Below are 16,531 nucleotides of genomic sequence, written 5' to 3' on the forward strand. Positions count from 1 at the left end.
CTCCGGAACACTTCCCCCTGGCACTTGTCTACCCAAACCTGTACCTCTTCCAGGGAGTTTATGTGTTGTTTTACCGAGTGTTCGCGTTATTGACCTCTTTCCTAGCGACGGCGGCCCAGGCCAGCAATGTCAGCATCGAGCTGGATAACGGCGACCATCTTAGCGGCGAGTTGATTGAGCAAAACGAGCAGAGCGTCGTGCTGAATAGCCCGGTATTGGGGGAGATCAACGTGCCCCGCTCCAATATTGTCGCGCTGGATTCCGACGCCGCCGTCGCAGTCCAAATGGAAGCTCAAACAGAAACGGAAGCCTCAGCCGAAAGCCCGGCCATCGAAACGCCTATTGTGGATATCGACGATATAGACAGCGCCGAGATCCGCCTGGCTATCGATACCCAGCAGGCGCTTGAGGAGGATTTCGGACTTTTCGGCACCGGCTGGCTCTCCTATTGGGAAAGGCGGCTGGACCTGGGCCTTGCCGGCAGCAGCGGCAACTCCGACAGCATGCAGGGCAACCTGTCGTTCACCGCCGAATACGAGAGCAGCGATACCCGTATCAATCACCGCATCAACTACTTCCGCGCCCAGTCCGATCATGAGCTGTCGGACCACTCCTTCTACGCCTCGGTCAACCGCGACTGGCTGCTACCCAACTCTCCCTGGTTCCGCTTTGCCGAGGGACGTGTCGATGTGGATCAGTTCAATGAGTGGGAATACCGCATCAACGCCAACGGCGGTGTGGGTTATGAGTTCTCAAATACACCGACCTGGCGGGTGCTGGGCCGAACCGGTCTCGGTTTCCAGCGCGCTTTTGGCGGTGAGGACGATGAGCCGATCCCGGAAGCGATGTTCGGCCTGGAGACGCGCTGGAAGATGAACGATTTCCAGCGGGTGGAGTTTGCCAATACCCTTTACCCCAACCTGAACGCCCCTTCGGAGGTGCGTAACCTGAGCTCGCTGGACTGGATTCTCGACCTGAACACTTATATGGGTGTGGCGCTGAAGGTGGGGCTGAGTAACGAATACAACTCCGTTACCGATGAGGAAGAAAACAACGACTTCAAATACACCGCTTCGCTGGCGTGGACGCTCTGATAGAGCTGTTTGCCTGCGCTAACGACGCGCTTGGGCTGTGTATAAGTTAGGTTGGCATTGGGAAGCGGGCGAACGCGAGCGTCTCCGCAAGGGCTGTGGATAAAACAGTTTTTGCGCGTGGAAGGAGGGTTGTGGACAAAAAAAGCCCCGGAAAACCGGGGCTCTCAGTCAGCGGAAAACCACTACTTCAACAGCAGGGCTTAGGCGCAGACTTCGCTGAACGCCTGATCCAGCACTTCGATAATGCGATCGACCTGGGCTTCAGTGATCACCAGCGCCGGCGCGAAGTTCAGCACGTTGTTGTAGCCGGCGATGCTGCGGTTGGTACGGCCGATCAGCAGTCCCAGCTCCTTGCAGCGTCCAGCCACAGCGGCAGATACCGACTCGTGAACAGGTTCGCGGGTTTCACGATCCGCCACCATCTCGATACCGCAGAACAGGCCCTTGCCGCGCACGTCACCAATAACCGGGTGCTTGGCTTTCAGGGTTTCGAAACCGGCCAACAGACGCTCACCCATGCGGGCGCTGTTTTCGATCAGGTTTTCGTTCTCAAGGATCTCCATGTTCTTAAGCGCCGCAGCCGGTGCTGAGGTGCAGCCACCGAAGGTGGAGATATCGCGGAAGAAGCCCAGGTGATCGCCTTCGGCCTCGCTCAGCAGCTCGTAGACCTTCTCGGTGGTCACGGTGCAGGAGATCGGTGCATAGCCGGAAGCCACACCCTTGGCCATGGTGACCATATCCGGCTTGATGCCGTAATGCTGGTAACCGAACCAGGCGCCGGTACGACCCAGACCACAGACCACCTCATCGATGATCAGCAGGACGTTGTACTTGTCGCAGATCTCGCGGATCTTTTCCCAGTAGCCTTGCGGCGGCAGGATGATACCGCCACCGGCGGTGATCGGCTCCAGAATCACTGCGCCAACGGTATCCGCGCCTTCACGCAGAATCACCTCTTCCATCGCTTCGGCAGCACGCACGCCGTAGTCCACGTCGTTGCCATACTGGTTGCGGTATTCCAGGCAGTGCGGGAACTCAACAAAGCCCGGAGTGAACGGGCCAAACTGTTCGCGACGCTCGTTCTGGCCGGAAGCGCTCAGTGCGGTGATGGTGGTGCCGTGGTAATCGCGCTCACGGAACAGGATCTTGTGCTTCTTGCCGCCGTAATGCTTGGCAGCGATCTGGCGCACCATCTTGAACGCTTTCTCGTTGGCCTCGGAACCTGAGCTGGAGTAGTAAACGCGGCTCATGCCCGGCATCTTGTCGATCAGCGCATCAGCAAACAGGGCGCCCGGCTTGGTGGCAGCGGCGCCAGAGAAGTAGTTCAGCGCGCACAGCTGCTCGTGCACCGCATCGGCGATCTCACGACGGCCATAGCCGACGTTGGTAACCCAGACGCCACCGGAGGAAGCATCCAGGTATTCCTTGCCTTCGCTATCCCAGAGCTGCAGGCCTTCACCGCGGACAAACAGCGGCACACCGGCTTTGGCGGCCGCGGTCGGGGTGATGTGGTGCCAAACGTGTTCCTTGTCGAGCGCTTTCAGGCTCGCCACTTCATCAGCTTTTATGTTCATAAATCTCTCCTGAGCCCTGAGGCTTATGATTCACGATGTATAGAAAAAGGTGACCAGGCCTGGGAGACCGGCATGATCTCCAGCTGGTTGACGTTCAGATGGGCCGGCAGAGACGCGATCCAGAACACAGAGTCAGCGATATCTTCCGGTTTGATCGGATTGGTGCCGGCATACAGCTTGTCGGAAGCCGCCTGATCGCCACCGGTGCGTACCAGGGTGAATTCGCTTTCCGCCAGGCCCGGCGCCAGGTTGCTTACGCGCACACCGGTGCCTGCCAGATCGCAGCGCAGCGCATGGGAGAACTGCTCCACAAACGCCTTGGTGCCGCAGTAGACGTTACCGCCCGGGTAGGGCCAGTTACCGGCGATGGAACCGATATTGATGATACTGGCGCCCTTGCCCTGTTCGATCAGGGTCGGCAGCAGGGTATGAGTCACGGTGGTCAGGCCGGCAATATTGGTGTTAATCATGCGCTGCCAGTCTTCCAGGCTGGACTCCTGGGCAGGGCCTGTGCCCAGCGCAAGACCCGCGTTGTTGACCAGAATCTTCACCTGCGCAAAGGCCTCCGGCAGGGAGGTCAGCGCGGCCACAACCGCTTCACGGTCGGTGACATCCAGGGTCAGCGTGTGTACTTCGCACTGTTCGCCCAGCTCTTTGGCGATATCGGCCAGACGCTCGGAACGACGTCCGGTCAGCACCAGGCGGTAACCTCCAGCGCTGGCGAAACGGCGTGCGCAGGCCAGACCAAAGCCCGAGGTTGCGCCTGTAATCAGTACGGTATCTGTCATAAAAACTCCTAAAAACGTAAATCCAAAAACTTTCTAAAAAAGCTTAAACCAGTTGATACAGGCCGGTGCCCAGACCGCTCAGTGACAGCATCACCAGAACGGGCACGGCCACGGGATGAAACGAACTCGGCTGGCGGCGGTGGAACGCCATCTGTCCCAGCTGCACACCTATCCAGGTGGGCAGCAGCAGCGCCAGCAGCGGTACCCAGATACCGGCGTCGATCACGCCACTTATCCACAGCAACAGCAGCGCCAGCAGATCGATACAGGCGAGAAAGATCACCATGGTGGCGCGCTGCACCTTCGGCGTCAGCGGCATGCTCAGCAGGTAGCTGACGATCGGCAGACCGCCCACCGAGGCGGCGGCGGTAAAGCCGCCGGAAAGCACACCCATAAACCGGGTGACCAGGGTGCGCTCCACTGCGGTTTTCTCGGTCTTGCGCAGCAGCATCAGCGTCATCACCAGCACCGCCACGCTGATACCGATCTTCAACGCCAGCTCAGGCAGCTGGATCAGCAGCGTGAGACCTAAGGGAATCCCCACCAGGGCGCCGCTGCCCATACGCAGCATGACGCCGCGATCCGCATCGGGCCAGGCGCCACGCAGCAGCCCCAGGGTGCCGATCACATCCAGGATCAGGATCACCGGCACGCTCTGCTGCGGTGGCCAGATCAGGTTGAGCCCGGTGATGGCGATGGCGGCATAGCCAAAGCCGGTATAACCGCGCACCAGCGCCGCCACGAAAACAGGCAAAATCGCCCAGGCCAGGTTATCGATCGCTAGAAATGAGGACATCACACGCCAGTCAAAAAAGAGAGTGCGCAGCGGCTGCCGCGCTCCAGCCAACGTTAGGGGGTAGGAGGGGAGAGCTGATAGATCCAGATAGAAGAGAATATGGGTCCAGTCTGAGATTCAGGACTGGTAGTGATCCAAGGTGTGGCGCAACAGCTCGATCCCTGGCTCAATTTTGTGCGTGGCGATGGCCGAGAAGCCAAGCCGCATGTAGTTTTTCGGCGGGTTGGGCTCAAAGAAATGGATGCTGCCCTCCTCGATCAACACCCCGTTCCGGGCCGCCTGCCAGGAGAGCTTTTCGGTATCCACGCCCTCAGGGGTTTTCAGCCAGAACGAGGAGGAACCGCCGCGCCCCGCCGGCGAATAGAGATGCGGCAGGTGACGGGCGATGGCAGAGGACATGCGGTCGCGCTTGCTGAAGTAGAGCTCGCGGATCTTACGCAGATAAGTATCGTAATAACCCTGGGAGAGAAACAGCGCGGTCAAGTATTGATTGTTCGTCGCCGGGTGGCGATACATCAGGCGACGCAGGGCACGCGCTTCCGAGATCAGCGACTCATCCGCCACCATAAAGCCGATACGCAGGCCTGGCGAAATCGACTTGGAGAGGCTGCCCACGTAGATCACCCGGTTGTCCGGGTCGTTCGCCTTGAGCGCCGGCACCGGGTTTTCCTTCATATTGATCTCGGCGTCGTAGTCATCCTCGATCAGGATGCAGTCGTGCTCACTGGCCAGGCTCATCAACTGCTGCCGACGCGCCCGTGACATCTCCACCCCGGTGGGCACCTGGTGGCTGGGGGTCAGGCAGATATAGTCACAGCCCTTAAGCCGGTCATCGATCACAATCCCCTCGTCATCCACCTGCTGCAGCTGCAGCCGGGCGCCAAAATTACGGAAGATATTGTGGGCATCACGAAAGCCAGGATTTTCGATCCCCACCACCTTGCTGCTGTCGAGCAGCAGGTTGGCGAGCAGGTAGAGCGAGTTCTGGGTGCCGATGGTGATCAGTATCTCGCCATGCTCGGCGTAGATGCCACGCTTGGGCAGCAGGCGGGTGCGCAGCTGCTCGATCAGCGCCGGGTGGTCAGCATCGACCCGATCATGGATCCAGTCGCGGGCACCGGCGCCGGTCAGCGCTCGGCGGGCACAGTCGCGCCACTGCTCGATAGGGAAGAAGTCGTGCTGAATCTGGCCGTAGATAAACGGAAATTCGAAGCTGCGCCAGTCATTGGGCTTGACGATATTGCGCTCGCTGCTGGGTTTACAGACAAAGCGGCGGTTCCAGTCCGGCCCTTTCTGGTTACGGCCACGCTGCCCCTTGAGCAGATCCGGTTCATGAAAGGCGGGGGCGATGAAATAACCGCGGCGGCTGGATGAGACCAGATAACCCGCCTCAACCAGGCTTTCGTAGATCAGCACGATGGTATTGCGCGATACCCCCAGCTGCTTGGCCAGGCCACGGGAGGAGGGCATCGGCTCACTGACCGGGATATGCCCCGCCAGGATCGCATCCACCAGTCGCTCACGAATCTGCTCCTGCAGCGTACGGTTCGGATCAAAGTCGAAAGCGAGGAAATGTTCGATCATGGGGCACTAAAAATCACTGAGGAGGGCTACTGCATTAAGTTGGAGCAACTTCTACGCCAAACCGGGCAACTGGCCCCATAAGGTGTCAAATCTGGATCTATAGCAGAGTAGCATGCCCCTTCTAAGGTGGATATAGCCAGGCTGAAAGGCTGTTTCAGCCTCCCCGAGCACAACTTCTTTCGGTCAGTACAGACGACCGGCAAGGCTCCAATTTCGACGTAGAGGTCATTATGGGTGATACCTTTCACGGCGTGATCGCATTTGCGCTGCTCGCCACCATGCTGCTTATAGGCAGCGTCCTTCGCACTCGCATTTCGCTGCTGCGACGCTCGCTGATCCCGTCGAGCATCATCGGCGGCGTGATCGGCTTTGTCCTGCTGTCGCTGGACCTGATTCCGGGCTTCTCGCCCCAGGATTTCACCGCCCTGACCTTCCACCTGTTTACCCTGAGCTTCATGTCCCTGTGCCTGACCGGCTCCAGCAAGGACAAGAGCCTTAGCGGTGGCAGCATCGTGCGCGGCGGCCTCTGGCTGACGCTGATGTGGACGCTGAGCCTGGGCCTGCAGGGCGTTATCGGCCTGCTGGTAGCCAAGGGCTACGCGGCGGTATCCGGCCAGTCGCTCAGCGAGTGGCTGGGTGCGATCATCACCCACGGTTTCACCCAGGGTCCAGGTCAGGCACTGACCTACGGCGGTATCTGGGAAGACAAATACGCGATCGCCAACGCGGCACAGGTCGGCCTGATCTACGCATCGCTCGGCTTTATCGTCGCCTTCTGCGTCGGTATTCCCTTTGCCCGTTACGTCATCAAGAAGGGGCTCAACGCCAACCAGGCCTCCAAGATCGACTCCCACTTTATCTCCGGCTTCTACACCCGTGAAGAAGCGCCCTCGTCCGGTCGCCTGGTCTCCCATCCGGCGAACGTGGATAACCTGGCCTATCACCTGGCGCTGCTGGGCGTGGCTTACCTGATCACCTATATCTGGCTCAGCGCCATGCAGCCGGTGGTAGAAGGCTGGCAGCCGCTGGGTATCAACGTATCGGTACTGTTCAGCTTCAACCTGTTCTTTATCCATGGTCTGTTCGTCGCGGTGGTCATGCGCATGGTGATCGACCGTCTGGGCCTGGACCACTACGTCGATGACGAAACCCTGAAGCGAATCACCGGCTCCTCCGTGGACCTTATGGTGGTCGGTACCGTTATGTGCATCAAGTTTGCGGTGCTGTCGGCTCTGCTGGTGCCGATCCTGCTGATCTCCCTGGTGGTCACCCTGGTCACCGCGTTCTTCTGCCTGCTGCTCGGCAAGATGAGCGGACCGCTGGGCTATGAACGCGGCATCACCGCCTTCGGCTGCTGCTGCGGTTCCACCGGCACCGGCCTGCTGCTTCTGCGCATGATGGATGCCAATTTCAGCACCTCGGTACCCAAGGAACTGGCGTTCTTCAACCTGGCGATCATCCTGGTGAACCTGCATATCCTGTTTGTTTTCGCCCCGATCGTTCCCTCCATGGGCATGGGCGGCTACATCGCTGTCTATGGCGGCACCGCGCTGGTAGCACTCTGCTGTGTACCGCTACTGCTGCGCGGACGCTCCCGTTCCACTTCAACCCAGGGCATGGAAACCAAACAGGCATGAGTAACACCAGGATTTTCTCCGCACGCAACGTCATCACCATGAATCCGTCACAGCCGGAGGCGACCCATGTCGCCGTCCGCGACGGCCGCATCCTCGGTGTGGGCTCACTGGAAAGCCTGGCTTCCTTCGCGCCCTACACCCTGGATGAGCGCTACGCCGATGCCACGTTGCTGCCCGGCTTTGTCGAGGGCCACGCTCACGCGCTGGAAGGCGCCATGTGGGAGTATGTCTACCTCGGCTACTTCGAGCGCAAGGACCCGGAAGGACAGATCTGGAGCGGCGTGACCTCCTTTGCCGCCATGCAGGAGCGCCTGCGCGAGCAGGCCGCCCAGCTGCCGGCAGATCAGCCGCTGATCGCCTGGGGCCTCGACCCGATCTACTTCGATGGCGCCCGCCTGACCCGTGAAGTGATCGATGCCGCCGTCAGTGACCGCCCGGTGGTAGTAATTCACTCCAACCTCCACGTGATCAGCGTCAACAGCGCCACCGTGGAAGCAGCGGACCTGGATCGTCATGCCGGTGTCGAGGGGATCGTCCTCGATGAGAGCGGCAAGCCCACCGGGGAGCTGCAGGAGCTGGCCGCCATGCACGCGGTGATCTCGGCTCTTGAGCTGAGTTTCGATCTGCTCAAGGGTAACGATGCCAGGGCGCTGCGCCGTTTTGCCAATGCCGCTGCCAATGTGGGCATCACCACCACCACCGACCTGATCAACCCGCTCAATGAAGCCTCCATGGATCATCTCCAGGCCGCCACCGGCAGCGATGAGTTCCCGGTGCGCCTGGTACCGGCGCTGGCTTCCATGGCGTACACCCCGGAAGCGGGTATCGAGCGGATGCACTCGGTGCAGGACAAGGGCCATAACAAGCTGGCGTTTGGCCCGGTGAAGATGGTCACCGATGGTTCCATCCAGGGCTACACCGCGCGCCTGAAGTGGCCCTATTACCATGACGGTCATCCCAACGGCATGTGGAACGCACCGCCGGAAGCGATGGTGGAGATGATCCACAGCTACCATCAGGCCGGCATGCAGCTGCATATCCATACCAACGGCGATGAAGCGGTGGAACTGGCGCTGGATGCACTGGAAGAGGCGCTGTCGCTCTGGCCCCGTGCCGATCACCGTCATACCCTGCAGCACTGCCAGATCATCGATCATGCCCAGCTCAAGCGCGCCGCCAAGCTCGGTGTCTGCCTGAACATGTTCGCCAACCATCTCTACTACTGGGGCGATATCCACCGCGACCGCACCATCGGCCCGGAACGCGCCCTGCGCCTGGAGCCCCTGGCCTCGGCACGGGCACTGAACATCACCACCACCGTGCACTGCGATGCGCCGGTGACACCGCTGGGGCCGCTGTTCGCCGCCTGGTGTGCGGTCAACCGTGAAACCTCCTCGGGCGCACAGCTCGGCGACCGGGAGAAGGTCAGCGTCGAGGAAGCGCTGCGCATGATCACCCTGGATGCGGCCTACACGCTGAAGCTTGATCATATGATCGGCAGCCTGGAGATCGGCAAGCAGGCGGACATGGTCGCGCTGGCGGAAAACCCATTGGAGGTGGATCCCCACGCACTGCGGGATATCCAGGTGCTCGGCACCGTGCTCGGAGGCGTGGTCTACGATGCTCGCTGAGGCGATACCGCTGACGCTGATCAGCGGTTTTCTCGGCGCCGGCAAGACCACCTGGCTCAACCGGCTGATCCGTCAGGGTCTACCGGCCAACAGCATCATCCTGGTGAACGATTTCGGCCGCATCAATATCGATGCCGACCTGATTGAAGCCGAGGAGGAGCAAGTACTTACTCTTGCCAACGGCTGCGCCTGCTGTTCTCTGGGGGGAACCCTGGCGGACCAGCTGGCGGAGGTACTGAGCTGGGAGAAACCACCCAGCGCGATCTATATCGAAGCCAGCGGCGTGGCCGAGCCCGCCCGTATCGCCGATATCGCCCGGGTGTCGCCACGTCTGGCCGACGCCCATATCGACTGTCTGGTGGATGCAGGGCAGATTGAGCGCCACCGCGATGACCGCTACACCGGCGAGATCTGGCACGCCCAGATCCGCAGCGCTCATCGCCTGCTGATCAACCGCCTGCCCGCCGACGAAAACCTGGCGGCACCGCTACTGGCCCAGCTAAGCGAGCTTAACCCTGAGGCTTCGCAACAGGTGGAAACCACCTCTGAGCCTACACCGGTAAGCAAGCGCGCCATCAGCGGAGGGCCAATGCACAGTTTTACCCTCAACTGCACAGCACCGCTCAGCCAGCAGAAGCTGCAAAGCCTGTTCAGCGACTACTCGGACGTTTTACTGCGCGCCAAGGGGATCCTCGCCATCGAGGAGAGCGACAGGGCGCAGGTGCTGCAGTTTTCCGGCAGTCAGCTGCGCTGTACGCCCAGCCTGCGCAAGGGCAAAGGCGGGCAGCTGGTCTGTATTGGCCTGAAAACTGAGCGTTTTGCTGAGCTGGAGCAGCGAGTGCGACAGCTGACCTGAGGTGGCTTAGCTCTTTCCGTCAGCGGTAATTGGCTTCACAATTACCGCATCGAGTGCAGCAGGAGAGCCAAGGGTGTTTGATTTCAAAGAGCTGGAGGCTTTCGTCTGGATCGTGCGCCTGGGTTCGTTCCGCCAGGCTGCGCGCCACCTGCACCTGACCCAACCCTCAATCTCGGACCGGATCGCCCGGCTTGAAGACACGCTGGGGGAGCAGATCCTTGAGCGTAACCAACGCCCGATCAAACCCACCCTGCGCGGCCGTGAGTTTTTCCGCCATGCCGAAAAGATGCTGCAGGCGCGGCAGAAGGCGCTGTTGCCGTTCCAGCCAGAGTCGAGCTTCAGCGGCACCTTTCACCTGGGCGTGGTTGAAACCATCGTGCACAGCTGGCTGCCGGCCTTTCTCACCGATCTGTCGGGGCGCTACCCGGCGATGACGCTGGAGCTGGAGGTGGATACCACCACCCGCCTGCTGCAGCGACTGCAGAGCCATGAGCTGGACCTGGCCTTTGTCACCGGCCCCGTGGAGCTCGAAGACAGCCTGCACCAGCGGCTCTGTAGCTACCCGGTCAGCTTTATCACACGTCCGTCACTGCTGGAGAGCGTCGGCTCCAGCAAGGAACTTCTGGAGCGCTACCCGCTGCTCACCTATCCGCGCGATTCGCGGCCGTTTCTCGAACTCCAGGGGCTGCTCTACGGCGCCGGCCTCAGCCATATCAAAGTGCACAACTCCGGCTCCCTGTGGACCATCGTACGCCTTGCCATGGCGGGTTTCGGTATCGGCGTTATTCCGCCGGTCATCTGTGCGCCGGAGCTGGCCCGAGGCGAGCTCAGCCTGGTGGATATGCCGATCTCCCCGCCCAACCTGAACTTCTATTCCCTCTGGTCCCCCGGCCACGACTCTTACATTGCAGAGGCAATCTCAGCCCACGCGGTCTCCTTCGATAAGGAAAAGGCGGTGGATTTCTACCGCTGATGAAAGGTTTTACCTATCGTCAAAAATCAAAAAGATCGATTGGACTTATACTCTCTCTCCTTCTTAAATAAATGTCACTAACCAACATATAAGTGCAGGTCTACTGCATATCCAGCTGGTCAGTGCTGCATGTCTGAGCCAGCGAAGTGCCCCTCGAGCAAAAAACCATTGCTCGCATATATTTATAAAGTCCAAAAATGAGGTACGTCGCATGATCAAGAGCGTAAAAACGATTGCTGCCGTCTCCGCGATTTCATCTGGCCTGGTGCTGGGTGCACAGGCGCAGGCTGCAGATCTGAGTGTCGTCGGTAGCTGGAGCAGCCTGGAGCTGTACAAGAAATTTGAGCAGCCGTTCTGGAACGAGGCTCTGCCCGCCGCAGATGCCAGCTTCAATGTCCAGATGACCACCTTTGACCAGATGGGTATCCCTGGCGGTGACGTTTACCGCTACCTGTCAGACGGCATGTTCGACGTCGGTATGACGGTCGCGGACTACACCGTACAGGATGCGCCGGAGCTGGAAGCACTGGATTTCCCACTGATCGCGCCGGATGTTGAGACTGCACGCAAGGTTGCCGAGGCATTCACTCCGATTGCGGAAAGCGCCATGAACAAGCGCTTCAACAGCCATGTGCTGGCCATCGTGCCTTACCCATCCCAGGTGGTTTTCTGTAACAAACCTATCGAGAACCTGGCTGACCTGGCCGGCAAGAAAGTACGCGCCAGCGGCCGCACCACCTCCGAGTTCATCAACGCCCTGGGTGGCGAGAGCGTCGGCATCGCCTTCAACGAAGTGCCTGCAGGCCTTGAGCGTGGCGTCATCGACTGCGCCGTTACCGGCTCCCTGTCCGGTTACAGCGCAGGCTGGTATGAAATGGCCACCCACCTGCTGCCGGTTCCGGTCGGTGGCTGGGATTACGTTATCACCGCGATCAACAACGACAAGTGGAACGGCCTCAGCGAAGCCGAGCAGCAGAGCCTGCAGAGCGCTATCGATACCGAGTTCGCCGACAAGGTCTGGGCCAACGCCGAAGTCGACACCCAGCAGGGTATCGCCTGCCTGACCGGTACTGCCGAGTGCACCAAGGGTGAAGCCGCCAACATGACGCTGGTGGAAGCCACCGACGCAGACTTCGAGCTGACCCGCAAGCTGCTTGAGGAAACGGTTATCCCGGCCTGGGTTGCCCGTGTCGATGACGCCACCGAGCAGGCGTGGAACGAGCAGGTCGGCAGCCTGGTCGGCCTGACCGCTAAATAACCGGAGTTCGTGATGCACGCTCTTGTTGCCCTGAACGATCAACTGATCGCTCTCACTCGACGCGCATCCCGCTACGTGGCTTGGTCGCTCGGCATGCTATTGCTGGCGACCATCGCCTTTATCGTTGCGGCGATCCTGATGCGTAAGTTCGCAGGCCTGGCCCTGCACGGGGTTGAGGAGTATTCCGGCTACATGCTGGCGATTCTCTCTTCCTGGGGCCTCGCCTACACCCTGTATGAGAAGGCGAATATCCGTATCGATATCGCCCACAACCGGCTGCCCGCCGCCGGGCGCGCCACGCTGGATGTTATCGCGCTGTTCTCGCTGACGTTTGTCAGCCTGGTAATCAGCTGGTACGCCTGGCCGGTGCTGGATAAATCGCTGAGCAACAACTCGCTGGCCAATACATCCCTGGCAACACCGCTGTGGATTCCGCAGCTGGTCTGGTTTGCCGGTTATGTCTGGTTCTCGTTCGTCAGCGTTGTGCTGTCGCTGCGGGTGATTCTCGCCGTGCTGCAAAAAGACGCGGGCCGCATCGATGCCCTGGCCGGTATCGAACCGGACCTGCCTGCCGACGACGACGAAACCACCCGGGATCCGGCCGCAAGCGGTCAGTCCCGAAGCTAATTACTGGAGCACCTCCATGCTTGGATTCCTTTCTGTAGGCGTCCTCGGGCTGCTGCTGCTCAGCATCCCGGTTGCCGTAACCCTGTTGTTGCTCGCGTTTGGCGTCGGCACCTTCTTTTCACCCTTCCCGCTGCTCAAGGCACTGGGACAGAACCTCTGGTCGGCGGCGGACTCCTTCCTGCTGATCGCGATTCCGCTGTTCGTGCTGATGGGCGAGATTATCGTCCGCAGCGGCATCGCCGGGCGCGCCTACCGCGCCATGGATCACTGGCTATCCTGGCTGCCGGGCGGCCTGCTGCATGCCAACGTGGTCACCTCGACGCTGTTCTCCGCCACTTCAGGCTCCTCCGTCGCTACGGCGGCCACCATCTCCACCGTGGCGCTGCCGCAGCAGCGTGCGCTGGGCTATGACCCCAAGCTGTTCCTCGGCACCATCGCTGCCGGCGGCACCCTGGGTATTCTGATTCCACCGTCGATCAACCTGATCATCTACGGCTTCCTGACCGAAACCTCTATCCCGTCACTGTTCATGGCGGGCCTGATCCCCGGTCTGCTGCTGGCCATGATCTTCATGCTGATCTCTATGGCCCTGTGCCTGGCGTTCCCGAAACTGGGCGGTCCGCGCCGCAGCTCCAGCTGGGGTGAGCGTTTCGGCGACCTGATCCATCTGGTACCGCTGCTGGCCCTGTTCGCGGCCATCGTCGGCTCGATCTATATGGGCTGGGCGACGCCGACCGAATCTGCCGCCATCGGCGTGGTCGCCTCGATGATCCTGGCCGCGATCAACCGCAAGCTGAACTGGAAAACCCTGCTCGAAGCGCTGGATGGCACCATCAAGACCACCTCGATGATCATCTTCATCATCATGGCGGCCTCCTTCCTGAACTTCGTCATCAGCGCCGCCGGCCTGCCGCGGGTACTCACCGCGTTCCTCAACGCCCATGAGTTCTCCAACTACGAGCTGCTGTTCGCGGTGATCCTGATGTACATCGTGCTCGGTTTCTTCATCGAGACGCTGTCACTGATGGTGATCACCATCCCGATCGTGGCGCCGATCATCTTTGGCGCCGGCTTCGATGCCGTCTGGTTCGGCGTCATCATGATCATCTTCGTCGAAATGGCGCTGATCACACCGCCTGTGGGCCTCAACCTCTATATCGTGCAATCGGCGCGACGGGGCGAGCCATTCAGCGATGTGGTGCTGGGCACGCTGCCCTATATCGTCGCCATGCTGATCCTTGCCCTGCTGCTGATCGCCTTCCCGGCTATCGCTCTCTGGTTACCTGAAACGCTTTGATTTTGGAGTTCTAACACCATGATTCTCAATCTGTCAGTCAACGGTCAGGCGACCGAATTCAGCATCGACAACCTGGCGATCGCCGGCTGGGCCGGCCGCGACCAGGAAGGCGTGCAGCACCATATCGACGAGCTTGCCGAACTCGGCGTACAGCCGCCGTCCACCACGCCGCTGTTCTACCGTGTTGATCCGCAGCAGCTGACCCAGGCCGACAAGGTCCAGGTGCTGGGCGAGGGCAGCTCCGGTGAAGCCGAAGTGCTGCTGATCGCTGACGCCAACCGTCGTCTGTTCGTATCCCTTGCATCCGACCACACCGACCGTGAGCTGGAAAGCTACAGCGTGGCGTTCTCCAAGCAGATCTGCGTCAAGCCGCTGGCCAAGGAAGCCTGGCCGCTGGAAGAGGTAGCACCGCACTGGGATCAGCTGCGCCTTGGCAGCGAGATCGAAGAGCAGGGCGCCCGGGTTGAATACCAGAACGGCACCCTGGCCGAACTGCTGGATATCCCGACGCTGCTGGAGCGCCTGCCGAAAGAGCTGCGCGACAACCAGGGCATCCTGCCGAACACCGCCATGCTGTGCGGTACGGTACCGGCCATCGGCGGTATCCGCATGAGCCCGTCGTTCTCCGGCAGCCTGACCGACCCGGTACTGAACCGCAGCATCCGTCTGGACTACAGCCTGGAAACACTGCCGGTTGCCGTGTAATCCAGGATCAGCCAAGGAGTCGATATGAGCGTGGAAAAAGCCTCAGCGTTCTTAAGCGGTGCGCTGAAACAGCGTCGCATCGCCGATGCGCTGAACGCCTTCAAGGCCGGGGATTTTTCTCCGGCGGAGCTGGCCACAGCGCTGGAACAGCGCAAGCAGGGGATGAACAGCGAGCGTCTGGCAAAGATCTATATCAGCCAGAGCACTGCACCGGAGCACGCCGCCCAGGGCGCCCTGGGCGGCATTCCGATCAGCATCAAGGATCTGTTTGACGTCAAGGGCGAGCAGACTCGCGCCGGTTCCAAGGTGCTGAGTTCAGCACCTGCAGCCTCCGAGGACGCGCCCTCCGTGGCGCGTCTGCGCGAGGCGGGCACCTGGTTTACCGGTCGTACCAACATGACCGAGTTCGCCTTCTCAGGGCTTGGCCTGAACCCGCATTACGGTTCGCCGGAAAACCCCTTCGATGCCAGTCTGATCACCGGTGGTTCCACCTCCGGCGGCGCGGCCTCCATTGCCGATGGTCTGGCGCTGGGGACTCTGGGCAGCGATACCGGCGGTTCTCTGCGCATTCCGGCGGCATTCTGCGGCATCGTCGGTTTCAAACCGAGCCAGGCCAGCGTGCCCGGTGATGCGGCTTTCCCGCTGTCGCCGAGTCTGGACTGCGTCGGCCCCATGGGCGCCAGCGTAGACTGCTGCGCAAGGCTCTGGTCGGTACTGTCACAAACCGAAGTCAGCGACGCCGACATCGGTGATCGCAAGCTGCGTCTGGCGATCCCGGCCGGTGCGCTGATCGACAATCTGGAAGCGCCGGTGGCGGCCGCTTTCGAGCAGGCTGTGGAGCTGCTGCGCCAGCAGGGGCACCAGATCGAGACGCTGGCGTTCGATTCGGTGGATCAGGTCTATGCCATCAACCAGGCCGGCGGTCTGGTGGTGCCGGAGGCGATTGCGATCCACAAGGAGCGCCTGGAAGCCCAGGGCGAGGATTACGATCCGTTCGTACGCGATCGTCTGCAGGGTGGTCTGGAACTGCCTGCCTGGGTTTACGCCCAGCGCCTGTTGCCCAGGGGCAAGCTGCAGCAGCAGTTCGCCGCCGAGAGCAGCGGCTTTGATGCAGTGATTCTGCCGACGGTGCCGATTCTGCCGCCGGCCATCGCCACGCTGGAAAAGGATGCCGCCGCCTTCCATGCGGCCAACCGCATGGCGCTTCACAACACCAATGTCTTCAACTACCTGGATGCCAGCGCGATCTCTCTGCCCTGGCAGCCGCAACAGGCAAAACTGCCAATCGGCCTGATGCTGGCCCGCCCCCAGGGCCAGGATCTGGCGCTGCTGGCCCTGGCACGCCGTATCGAAGCTCTGATCGAAACTCAGACAGAGACATCGATCGGCTAAGCCTGACTAAATAGCACTCGTTGCCGGTTGTACTGCCCGTTTCACGGGCAGTACGCCAAACCTGTACTTCTATCCCTCTCTGGTGAGGTGCAGGCTTTTTTCGGGGTCGGCTTGCACCAGTCAGACCCCGTTTTTTTGCCCGCCAATCACAAACCCAGCCATCCCGTAAAACAGCTGAATAACCCAGGGTGCGGGTTATCCAGCCGATCCGGTTTATCCGTCAAAGGTCTGTGCGGTTCACTTCAGCCAATGGAATACGCCGGCTTGATAAGCGGCATTCTCGGCCTGATATGTATAGGGAAGGAGCGGTGGTCAGGGG

At 60.7% G+C, this 16,531-nt stretch carries 14 protein-coding genes; 10 read left to right on the top strand and 4 right to left on the bottom strand.

The window, feature by feature from the left end; translation table 11 throughout:
* The first annotated feature begins 62 nt into the window (after positions 1 to 62).
* The gene (locus C4S72_RS21885; protein ID WP_200826863.1) at positions 63 to 1,094 is read left to right on the top strand and encodes a DUF481 domain-containing protein; all 1,032 of its coding nucleotides are present in this window, start codon (positions 63 to 65) and stop codon (positions 1,092 to 1,094) included.
* Between the two features lie 200 nt (positions 1,095 to 1,294).
* Here C4S72_RS21885 and C4S72_RS21890 read toward each other — a convergent pair whose 3' ends face one another.
* From C4S72_RS21890 to pdxR, 4 genes are all read right to left on the bottom strand, one after another.
* Positions 1,295 to 2,668, bottom strand: coding sequence for an aminotransferase family protein (locus C4S72_RS21890; RefSeq protein ID WP_104005331.1), 1,374 nt, complete (start codon positions 2,666 to 2,668; stop codon positions 1,295 to 1,297).
* Between the two features lie 23 nt (positions 2,669 to 2,691).
* Positions 2,692 to 3,456 (bottom strand): SDR family oxidoreductase, encoded by a 765-nt coding sequence (locus C4S72_RS21895; RefSeq protein WP_104005332.1) that lies wholly within the window; start codon positions 3,454 to 3,456, stop codon positions 2,692 to 2,694.
* A gap of 43 nt (positions 3,457 to 3,499) precedes the next feature.
* On the bottom strand, positions 3,500 to 4,252 hold the full coding sequence (locus C4S72_RS21900) for a sulfite exporter TauE/SafE family protein (protein WP_104005460.1): 753 nt from the start codon (positions 4,250 to 4,252) through the stop codon (positions 3,500 to 3,502).
* Between the two features lie 117 nt (positions 4,253 to 4,369).
* Complete coding sequence (gene pdxR / locus C4S72_RS21905) at positions 4,370 to 5,836, bottom strand: MocR-like pyridoxine biosynthesis transcription factor PdxR (RefSeq protein ID WP_104005333.1); 1,467 nt, start codon at positions 5,834 to 5,836, stop codon at positions 4,370 to 4,372.
* A gap of 230 nt (positions 5,837 to 6,066) precedes the next feature.
* Here pdxR and C4S72_RS21910 point away from each other — a divergent pair, with 230 nt between their 5' ends.
* From C4S72_RS21910 to C4S72_RS21950, 9 genes are all read left to right on the top strand, one after another.
* Entirely contained in the window at positions 6,067 to 7,473 is a 1,407-nt protein-coding gene (locus C4S72_RS21910) for a sodium/glutamate symporter (protein ID WP_104005334.1), read from the top strand.
* Positions 7,470 to 9,104, top strand: a complete 1,635-nt coding sequence (locus C4S72_RS21915; RefSeq protein WP_104005335.1) for an amidohydrolase — start codon at positions 7,470 to 7,472, stop codon at positions 9,102 to 9,104. The genes C4S72_RS21910 and C4S72_RS21915 overlap by 4 nt, the downstream gene beginning before the upstream one ends.
* Entirely contained in the window at positions 9,094 to 9,960 is an 867-nt protein-coding gene (locus C4S72_RS21920) for a CobW family GTP-binding protein (RefSeq protein WP_104005336.1), read from the top strand. Before C4S72_RS21915 ends, C4S72_RS21920 begins: the two co-directional genes overlap by 11 nt.
* A 73-nt stretch (positions 9,961 to 10,033) precedes the next feature.
* On the top strand, positions 10,034 to 10,933 hold the full coding sequence (locus C4S72_RS21925; protein WP_104005337.1) for a LysR family transcriptional regulator: 900 nt from the start codon (positions 10,034 to 10,036) through the stop codon (positions 10,931 to 10,933).
* A gap of 211 nt (positions 10,934 to 11,144) precedes the next feature.
* Positions 11,145 to 12,191 carry a TRAP transporter substrate-binding protein gene (locus tag C4S72_RS21930; protein WP_104005338.1) on the top strand — a complete coding sequence of 349 codons (1,047 nt, stop codon included), beginning with the start codon at positions 11,145 to 11,147 and terminating at the stop codon, positions 12,189 to 12,191.
* 12 nt (positions 12,192 to 12,203) lie between these two features.
* Positions 12,204 to 12,818: a TRAP transporter small permease subunit gene (locus C4S72_RS21935; protein WP_104005339.1), complete on the top strand. Its 615-nt coding sequence runs from the start codon at positions 12,204 to 12,206 to the stop codon at positions 12,816 to 12,818.
* 16 nt (positions 12,819 to 12,834) lie between these two features.
* The gene (locus tag C4S72_RS21940; RefSeq protein WP_104005340.1) at positions 12,835 to 14,115 is read left to right on the top strand and encodes a TRAP transporter large permease; all 1,281 of its coding nucleotides are present in this window, start codon (positions 12,835 to 12,837) and stop codon (positions 14,113 to 14,115) included.
* 18 nt (positions 14,116 to 14,133) lie between these two features.
* A complete protein-coding gene (locus tag C4S72_RS21945; RefSeq protein ID WP_104005341.1) occupies positions 14,134 to 14,820 on the top strand; it encodes a DUF2848 domain-containing protein in 687 nt (228 codons plus the stop codon).
* Positions 14,821 to 14,844: 24 nt separating this feature from the next.
* Positions 14,845 to 16,212 (top strand): amidase, encoded by a 1,368-nt coding sequence (locus C4S72_RS21950; protein ID WP_104005342.1) that lies wholly within the window; start codon positions 14,845 to 14,847, stop codon positions 16,210 to 16,212.
* Positions 16,213 to 16,531 lie beyond the last annotated feature (319 nt).

The organism is Marinobacterium lutimaris, assembly GCF_900108065.1.
Taxonomy (GTDB): Bacteria; Pseudomonadota; Gammaproteobacteria; order Pseudomonadales; family Balneatricaceae; genus Marinobacterium_D; species Marinobacterium_D lutimaris.

Bases quoted from the DNA above. Each gene is read 5' to 3' on its own strand.
- C4S72_RS21890 (WP_104005331.1), bottom strand. From the start codon at position 2,668: ATGAACATAAAAGCTGATGAAGTGGCGAGCCTGAAAGCGCTCGACAAG.
- C4S72_RS21895 (WP_104005332.1), bottom strand. From the start codon at position 3,456: ATGACAGATACCGTACTGATTACAGGCGCAACCTCGGGCTTTGGTCTG.
- C4S72_RS21900 (WP_104005460.1), bottom strand. From the start codon at position 4,252: ATGTCCTCATTTCTAGCGATCGATAACCTGGCCTGGGCGATTTTGCCT.
- pdxR (WP_104005333.1), bottom strand. From the start codon at position 5,836: ATGATCGAACATTTCCTCGCTTTCGACTTTGATCCGAACCGTACGCTG.
- C4S72_RS21910 (WP_104005334.1), top strand. From the start codon at position 6,067: ATGGGTGATACCTTTCACGGCGTGATCGCATTTGCGCTGCTCGCCACC.
- C4S72_RS21915 (WP_104005335.1), top strand. From the start codon at position 7,470: ATGAGTAACACCAGGATTTTCTCCGCACGCAACGTCATCACCATGAAT.
- C4S72_RS21920 (WP_104005336.1), top strand. From the start codon at position 9,094: ATGCTCGCTGAGGCGATACCGCTGACGCTGATCAGCGGTTTTCTCGGC.
- C4S72_RS21930 (WP_104005338.1), top strand. From the start codon at position 11,145: ATGATCAAGAGCGTAAAAACGATTGCTGCCGTCTCCGCGATTTCATCT.
- C4S72_RS21935 (WP_104005339.1), top strand. From the start codon at position 12,204: ATGCACGCTCTTGTTGCCCTGAACGATCAACTGATCGCTCTCACTCGA.
- C4S72_RS21940 (WP_104005340.1), top strand. From the start codon at position 12,835: ATGCTTGGATTCCTTTCTGTAGGCGTCCTCGGGCTGCTGCTGCTCAGC.
- C4S72_RS21945 (WP_104005341.1), top strand. From the start codon at position 14,134: ATGATTCTCAATCTGTCAGTCAACGGTCAGGCGACCGAATTCAGCATC.
- C4S72_RS21950 (WP_104005342.1), top strand. From the start codon at position 14,845: ATGAGCGTGGAAAAAGCCTCAGCGTTCTTAAGCGGTGCGCTGAAACAG.